Consider the following 8,121-nt stretch of genomic DNA (forward strand, 5'->3'; position numbering starts at 1 on the left):
TCGCCCTGCTTCATGTTGCGTAAGCGATCCTTGAGCTCACCCCAGTTCGTTCCGACTTCGGGCAGAGTGGTCATTGGCTTAATTCCGATGGTTGAAAATCAGAAGGGCCGCCTCATGCCCCATACGTATTTTTCTCGAACGTCCCTGAGAGTCGCCCAATCTTGGCGTCGAAAATCGACTGCTTCAGATCGTCTGCCAGTCCATCATGCGTTGGCTAACAGCGCGCATGTCAATGCCGTCCGCTCCACCAATTCCGACAATGCCGGCCTTGGGAATGCCAAGGACCCGCAGTTCTTCCAGACTCTGGATCTCGGGGATGAGGGCACGGCGCGCTTCTATGATCTTTCTCACCCGCTCCCGATATCCCGCACGGCCAAGAAAGTTCATCACGGCCCATGCCGAGGCTACTGCACCACCCGGACGCGATCCGGCAATTGTCATGGTGACGAGCTCACCGACCGGCCACGCGTCAAAAAAAAAGCGCTGGTATTGCTCGAAACGCTTATCAGCCAATAACAGCAAAGATGCACCGCGGCTTGTATATCCGTGTTTATGAAGATCCGCCGAAATGGATCTGACACCTTTTAGGATAAAATCGAAAGCGGGAACGTCATCTAATTCCCTTGCGAAGGGAAGAAAGAAGCCGCCGACGCACGCATCGACATGCAGCCACAGCCCACTCTCGTTCGCGATTTGCGCGAGGTCCGCAATCGGGTCAACACATCCCATCGGGTAGGCGGGCGCCGATCCAACGATCATGATCGTATTCTCGGTGACATGCTGCCGGATGGCTCCGATCTCGGCCCGACAATCGGAATTTGCCCGTACCCTTACTACTTTGAGGTCGAGGAGTTCGGCCGCCTTGTTGAAAGCAGGATGGCCCGTATGGCTCATGAGAATTTCCGGAACGGACTTGGTGGGACGCTCCGCCATCGCCCAGTTTTTGGCGGCCCTTACCGCGAGAATGATGCTCTCGGTTCAACCGGACGTGATCGTTCCGGTCGCATCCACATCGGCGCCTAGCAGCTCCAGCGCCATACTAACCACTTCCGAGGACATTCCATCAGGCTTGGATAAAAGAGCCCTGCCGTAAAGCAGATTGTCCCCATGGAACGCAGAATAAGTGTCACGTGCCAGCCGAAAGACGTCGTCGCCGGCGTAATAGGCAGCTTTCAAGTTATGCGGATCGTTCCAAACCATGTCCCCGCGCCTTTGGCTCGCCAAACGCGCGCGCAGGTCGGCTTCGGACAATCCTTGCTCCGCAAATCGCGAGCTTTCCGATCTCACCGACTTCAACTCATGCTCCTCAACCGAAAGTGTTTCGTTGATTGACACTTGATGTGCGCCGCCGGGATCCCATCTTCAGCCGAACGCCGCGCATCATTACTCACAACGACCTGAAGTTCGGCGTCCCAGCGCCTCGTTTTATGTCCCCACATTTCATTTAATGTCCTGTGCGGCGTGCTAACCTTCTGCCAGCCTGAGCGGGGGGTGGAGCTAAGCTCTGCGGAGCTGTGACGTCCTTGCTCCAGCGATGCCGCGTCCGTCGGATGTGATGGACACGGCGTATTCCCGCTCGGCCGCATCGACACTGACGAAGCCGTCGCGCACATCGCGCAGGACACTGGAAGGATCGCGCGTTTTCGGATCGCCGTATCCGCCACCACCGGCGGTGAGGGTACGGTAGGTCGCAGGTCCCAGTCGTTCCACCTCGCAATTGATGGGCCGAATCTTCCTGCCATCGGCCACCGAGATCGTAGGTTCTTGGGTTAAGCCTGGTTTGCCTCCTCCAACGCCAAATGAGGCTGCTCGTCCGCCAGGAATCCCGCCGATCATGATGGAATAGTCGGCCGGCGTGAACACTTCGACCTCGTAGTCGCACCCAGTTCCTCCCCGGAAGCGGCCGGGACCACCACCGTCACAGCGGAACTCCTGCCGGTTAAACCGCACCGGATAGAACTGCTCATAGTCCTCGAGATTGGGTAAAGTGAGCCCACCCAGCGTAATCAGACTCCCGATCATGTTGAAACCATCGCGGCCTTCGATGGCGCCGCTGCCCCCCGCTGATCCAAAGTTATGCATGACATAGCGGTCGCCATCGGGGCGAGCCCCCGCCATGATGACTTGCACTCCTTTCGGCCAACCGGCCAAAGCGCGCTCGGGCAGTGCCTGCGCCAGCGCCCTCCAGACCGCCTGGATGATTTCGTTTGCCGGGTAGACCGTGTTCGCTGTCATGGGCGCAGGCGGACGCGCGTTCACCAAACTGCCTTCAGGCAGCCGGATCTCGACGCTGCGGAACGCTCCCTCGTTCTTGGGAAGGTCCGCTTCGAAAAACGCGAGCAACGCCATGAACACCGCCGATGTGCTGTTTGCGATTGAGCTGTTCTTGAAGCCCCGCACCTGCGGCGATGTTCCTTCGAAGTCGACGATCAGGCCAGACTCGCCCATCGACAGCGTGACCGCGATCACGCTGTCAACGGGCTGAAAGCAATCGTGGTCAATTGGACTCTCTGCCTTCCAGGCGCCCTTGGGCAAGCGGGAGAGGGAGGCTCGAAAGCGGCGGTCGGCGTGGTCGAGCACGGCTTCGAAGAACTCCCCGGCACGATCCGCCCCCGCCTCCTCGACCAGCAGTGCAATGCGCTCGGCGCCGATCTGGGTCGAGCCGATCATAGCGCGCACATCGCCATCGAGGCCCTCGGGCAAGCGCGTGTTGAGCAGCAGCAGGCGCCACAGGTCCTCACGCATGCGGCCCGCTTCGATCAACTTCAGGACCGGCAGCCGGATGCCTTCGTGGAAGATCTCCGTGGCGGTCGGGTTGTAAGTGCCAGCCGCGCCGCCACCGATGTCCACTTGGTGCGCACGATTGCAGGCAAAGGCGACCAACTTGCCCCTCACGAAGACCGGGCGGGCAATGACCCAGTCGGGCAAGTGATTGCCGCCGGCGGTGTACGGGTCGCTCAGCAGGAAGACGTCTTCCGGCGCGATCGCGCCCTTGAAGTCACGTAGGATTGCGCGAACGGCGAAACCGCCCCCGCCGGTATGCATGGGAATACCGTCCGCCTGGCTCATCACAATGCCGCGGGCGTCGGCAATGAAGCAGGAGAAATCGTGGCTTTGGGTCAAGTGCGGAGAGCGGGCGGCACGGGTCATCACCCATCCCATCTGGCGCGAGATATGATCCAGCCGGTTCTGCACCAGTGCGAGTGTAATCGGGTCCAAAGCGAGATTCATGCAACGGCTCCAATATGGACCAGGATGTCATCCGCGGCGTGAACCGCGGCGGGGGGTGACGAAGGCGGCAATCGTGCGCTCTTCGAACACCAGCGGCCCTTGCAACTTGCAGCCCAGGTGAAGATCCTGTCCGTCGTACGCAGGGCTCTCCTGCCATCCACGCCTCCAGGAGGACACGAACCGGCGCACTCCGCAATGGCGCAAGCTACCACAACTTACCATGCGTTCGCCCATCTCACCTTCTTAGCATTATCGGTCACATGCCACTCTGCTGTTCATCGGGTCGACGCACAAGTAGTGAGTCTAAAACTAACCGAATAGAGGATGTGTCAAAGCAATAGTTCAGTACGCAACGTACAGAATGCGCCTTTAATTCCGTCGCTCTATTTCACTTTCGTGCAAATCGTGAGCGAGACGGCGATTTATCCTCGTTTGCTGGATGATCTAACAAGTCGTAATTCCGCAGCAAAATAGAAAGCAGATCGACTTCAGTTGCGGCCAACCGCAATGCGTTCAGCACGTCATCGCTGGCAATCGACCGTGACGGGCGGCGCCTTGAGATGGGCGCGGTTCCTGCCGTGTCGCGCAACATCATGTCGGTGAAGGACCTATCGACGCCGATGCCACGAAGCCGCCAAGGCGGAGGACTCGGTCATTGATCGGTTCCAATTAGATATGAAAGGAGGTTTGCCGTTTCAGGCTTGTGCCTTTTTCGTAGTGCGTAGCGCCGAACGGACATCCTCCTGGCTGATCACATCGTCCAGCGTCGTACGAACGCGCTCAACTAACTGACCTACCTCCTCCTGAGTGATGCAGAGCGCCGGGGCGAATCCGAGAATGTTATCGCCGAATGCCCGGAAGATCACTTTGTTTCGATATCCCGCCTCAAAGAGACGAGTTGGCAGATTGAGAGACGGATGAAATCGGGTGCGGCTTTCCTTATCTGCGACGAGCTCGACAGCGCCGAGTAGACCGCGGTGGCGGGAGTCACCAACCAGCGGGTGATCGAGCAGACTGTCCAGTCCGGCAGAAAAGTACTTGGACTGGATGACTGCGTTGGCAAGTAGCCCCCCTTCACGATAGAGTCGCAGCACCTCGAGGCCGATCGCCGCGCTCACAGGGTGGGCAGAATAGGTTTGACCATGGCCAATGGGATCTGAACGGGTTCCGCTCTCTGCGAGACCTTGATAAACCTCATCCGACAGGAGAACGGCACCCATAGGAGCATATCCTGCGGTCAGACCTTTGGCGACAGTCATTAGATCCGGTTCGACGCCCTCGCTCTCGCAGGCGAACATGGGGCCGGTACGACCGAAGGCGGTAATCACCTCGTCGGCTACGAACAGAATGTCGAGCCGGCGACACGTATCGCGCATGGCTTTGAGCCAGCCCTTTGGGGGCACAATGACGGTCACGGAGCCACACGCCGTGACCGGACTCGAGGATCGTTGCGCCACGCTCCTCATGAACACGGTAGTTCACGACAGGGTGAATGAGATGCTGGCGGTCCAATTCGACCAGCGAGGTATTTCGAGTTGATTTCAGGTGTCCCATAGTATCTCCCTAAGGGCAAATAGACCCGGCTTGTGTCGACTCTCTTGAGAATTGGTTCAACAGCTTCAGCAGTCGACGCGATAGCGCTCAATAACCCTCTCGTTGAGTCGGATGCCCAAACCAGGCTCCTGCGGAACGGCCATGTAGCCGTTCTTGATCTCCGGGAAGTCCTCGGGCAATTCCCACAGCAGCGGATCACGTAGCTTGTTAGCAAAGATCTCGACGAACAGCGCATGGGGATTGGCAGCCATGAGATGGATGGCGACCTGGGGCTCCTCGTGGTGTGCCATCTCGACATTCATCATCTTTGCCATGTCGGCGACGCGCTGCCACTCTGTGACGCCTCCGCACAGCGTGCAATCCAGATTCAAAATCGAGACATCACCCTTCGTAATCAAATCGCGGCAAGCACGACCACTGATCTCGCCCTGTCCAACATTGATCGGGATGGTGGTCTTGCTCGCAAGGAGCCGTAAGCCGTCGGTCTGGTCGTACCATTTAATAGGTTCTTCCATCCATCTGACGTCGAGATCGGCCTTCTCCAGGGCCACGCAGAACTTGACCGCATCGAGCGGATCCCAGCCTTGGTTCGCGTCCACCGTCAGGACGAAGTCGGGCCCCCCGGCTCTCCGTGCAGCACGCACGCGATCGAGATCCTCCTCGAGGGTTGCGCGTCCGACCTTCATCTTGATGCCCATACAACCGATCGTGCGAACCATGTCGACTTCCTCTGCGATCGCCTCACAGGCATCACGGCCATCCTTTGGATAATAACCGCCGATCGAGATGACCGGAACGCGCTCTCGCACGCCGCCCAGCAGCTTGTAGACCGGTGTCTGATAGAGCTTGCCGCGCGCGTCCCACATGGCGTTGTCGAGGCAGCTGATCGCTTGCAGGAGGATTCCGCGCGGGTGCATGTCCAGCTGGTGCAGCCCCCTATTCCCCAAGTCAATGTTGACGTGGAACATCGATTGCCAAAGGCGTTGGAAGTCGCGCACGTCCTGACCGATGAGGAGCGGCGCGAGGTGATTCCGGATGACGTCGACGATTTCTCGCTGGGTATGAAATTCGTCGCCCCCGTAGGTTTCGCCAACCATTCCATTCGCGAGATGAACGCGGGTGATGATCGTCGGCCGAGAGGCTACTTGGTATGTCCCCCCTTTGAAGACTTCCTGCAATCTCATGTCGAGGGGGATGATGTCGACAGCATCAATTTTCATAGGTCATCCTCCAGCCGCAGCAGTCAATCAATTTCAGAAAAAGCTTGGATCCGGATATTCGAATGGGCGAATTTCCGAGTCTCGCTTGATCCCCATCGTCTCTCCGAGAGCCGGCTATCCCTGAGGCTTTTTAGACGCCGTGCCGAATAATCACCGTCTTAAGAACGCCAAACCCGTACAGCGCGGCAAAGCCTTTTTCACGACCAAAGCCTGATCCTTTCACGCCGCCAAATGGCAGTTCAACGCCGCCGGCCGCCCCATAATTGTTCACGAACACCTGCCCCGCTTCGATGCGACGAGCTAGACGCATCGCTCGGCCGAGATCCGAGGTCCACACGCCGGCAGCCAGCCCGTATAGTGTGCCGTTCGCGATGCGTGCTGCATTGTCTTCATCACGGAAGCGCAGCGCCACCAACACTGGTCCGAAGATTTCCTCCTGCGCCAAGCGATGGTCCGGAGGGACGTCCCCAATCAAGGTTGGTTTGACGTAATAGCCATTCCGAGGCAGGTTTGTACCGAACGCTCCTTCCGCCAGAATCGGCAGTTGGTCGCGCCGAGTCAGGTCCAGATAGCCTTCTATCCGGGTCCGCTGAGCCGCATTGACGACAGGTCCAAGATCGAGGTCCTGGGTGGCCGAGCCGACCCGTAGCGCCTTGAACCGCTTGGCGAGCCGCTGTGTAAACTCATCATAGATGTGGTCTTGGACCAAAACCCGCGAACCGGCACTGCAGGTCTGGCCAGCGTTGTGCACGATGCTCCTAACAATCGTGGTAACCGCCTCTTCCACAGGTGCATCCGAGAAGACCACTTGCGGTGATTTTCCGCCCAGTTCGAGCGTCACTGGAATCGTGTTCTTAGCGGCCGCGGTCTGTACCAGCGTGCCGACTTCGCGGGATCCGGTGAAGCTTATATGGCCAATGCCAGGATGCGCGGACAGCGCCGCACCGGCTTCTTCGCCGAGCCCGGTAACGACGTTGAAGACACCAGACGGAAAGCCCGCCTCCTCGGCGAGTTTCGCCAGTGCAAGCGCCGTCAGCGACGTGTCCTCGGCGGGCTTGAGGACGATTGCATTACCCATCGCGAGTGACGGCGCGACCGAGCGGCCGACCATTTGCAGCGGATAGTTCCAGGGCACGATATGCGCCGTTACACCGTGCGGTTCATAGTGTGTCATCACGGTGAAGCCAGGCTGAAACGGGATGGTTTCGCCATGAACTTTGTCGGCGGCCGAACCATAGTATTCGAAATATCGGGCACAGACGGCGGCATCGCCGCGCGCGACCGTCATCGGCTTGCCGACATCATCGCTCTCCAGCGCCGCCAGCTTTTCGACGTCGCGACGGATGAGTTCAGCCATCCTGAGCAAGAGACGACCTCGCGAGGCCGCCTCCATTTTTCCCCACGGCCCTTTTGCCGCAGCGCGACCGGCCAGGACCGCGGCGTCGACCTCGGATGCTCCGCCACGAGAGATTTCGGCGATTTTCGATCCATCGGAAGGATTGATCACATCCAAGGTTCCGGCCGAGGCAACCCAGCGACCAGCGATATAGTTCGGATGAACGTCCATTTTGCATTTTCCAATAATGGGGCTCCGATGCGCTATCAGTTGTTCGCTGCCCGAGTGGTCGAGCCGGATGAGATCGCTGATGCGAATCGTGTCGTTGCGGATCAAGGAGTTGGGGCGCCGATCACAGCGAGAAGAGCGCCGACTCCGCTGGTGCAGCGCGACGGCTATCGCGACCGCGGCTGAGAGCGCGCCGCCGGCACGGTGGAACTGCACAAGGGCATCTAGTTCCCTTTGGGGCTGCTCGCCTTACCAAGGACAATCCGGGGCGCGGCGGTTGTCCCGCCGCGGCAAGAGTGCCTTTCATGATTGCGCGCCACGTGACATCGTTTGCAGTCAATCTCGTTCTCCTCATTTCACCAGCACTTGAACTGCTTCCGATCCCGCCGCCATTCGGAATAGCATCGCAGCGGTATCAGATGACCGGTCACGGACGCGCAGGAGCTCCTGACCGGCCACCCATGCGCCGAATTCGTTGCCCAGCGATCCGAGTTTCTCAGTACGTGTGGAGATCGACCTTTCCGACCTCGTTCGTGCGGCGCACCTGCTGGA

7 protein-coding genes are annotated in these 8,121 nt (G+C 59.0%); all 7 read right to left on the reverse strand.

From position 1 onward, the window contains the following. Window positions 1-183: 183 nt before the first annotated feature. Window positions 184-933, reverse strand: coding sequence for an aminotransferase class V-fold PLP-dependent enzyme (locus tag YUO_RS43270; protein ID WP_051379863.1), 750 nt, complete (start codon window positions 931-933; stop codon window positions 184-186). Window positions 934-978: 45 nt separating this feature from the next. Continuing rightward, a complete protein-coding gene (locus tag YUO_RS44230) occupies window positions 979-1,335 on the reverse strand; it encodes a hypothetical protein (RefSeq protein WP_051379864.1) in 357 nt (118 codons plus the stop codon). Window positions 1,336-1,497: 162 nt separating this feature from the next. After that, window positions 1,498-3,231: a hydantoinase B/oxoprolinase family protein gene (locus YUO_RS0137245; RefSeq protein ID WP_035728531.1), complete on the reverse strand. Its 1,734-nt coding sequence runs from the start codon at window positions 3,229-3,231 to the stop codon at window positions 1,498-1,500. Window positions 3,232-3,926: 695 nt separating this feature from the next. Beyond that, window positions 3,927-4,646 (reverse strand): aminotransferase class III-fold pyridoxal phosphate-dependent enzyme, encoded by a 720-nt coding sequence (locus tag YUO_RS43275; protein WP_235782965.1) that lies wholly within the window; start codon window positions 4,644-4,646, stop codon window positions 3,927-3,929. A 204-nt stretch (window positions 4,647-4,850) separates the two neighbouring features. Further along, complete coding sequence (locus YUO_RS0137255) at window positions 4,851-6,005, reverse strand: mandelate racemase/muconate lactonizing enzyme family protein (RefSeq protein WP_028351670.1); 1,155 nt, start codon at window positions 6,003-6,005, stop codon at window positions 4,851-4,853. A gap of 130 nt (window positions 6,006-6,135) precedes the next feature. Next, the gene (locus YUO_RS0137260) at window positions 6,136-7,572 is read right to left on the reverse strand and encodes an aldehyde dehydrogenase family protein (RefSeq protein WP_028351671.1); all 1,437 of its coding nucleotides are present in this window, start codon (window positions 7,570-7,572) and stop codon (window positions 6,136-6,138) included. Between the two features lie 348 nt (window positions 7,573-7,920). Continuing rightward, window positions 7,921-8,121 (reverse strand): hypothetical protein (locus YUO_RS47490; RefSeq protein WP_210163980.1); only part of this gene is annotated, 201 nt, incomplete at its 5' end.

This window comes from Bradyrhizobium murdochi (genome assembly GCF_000472965.1).
Classification (GTDB): Bacteria; Pseudomonadota; Alphaproteobacteria; order Rhizobiales; family Xanthobacteraceae; genus Bradyrhizobium; species Bradyrhizobium murdochi.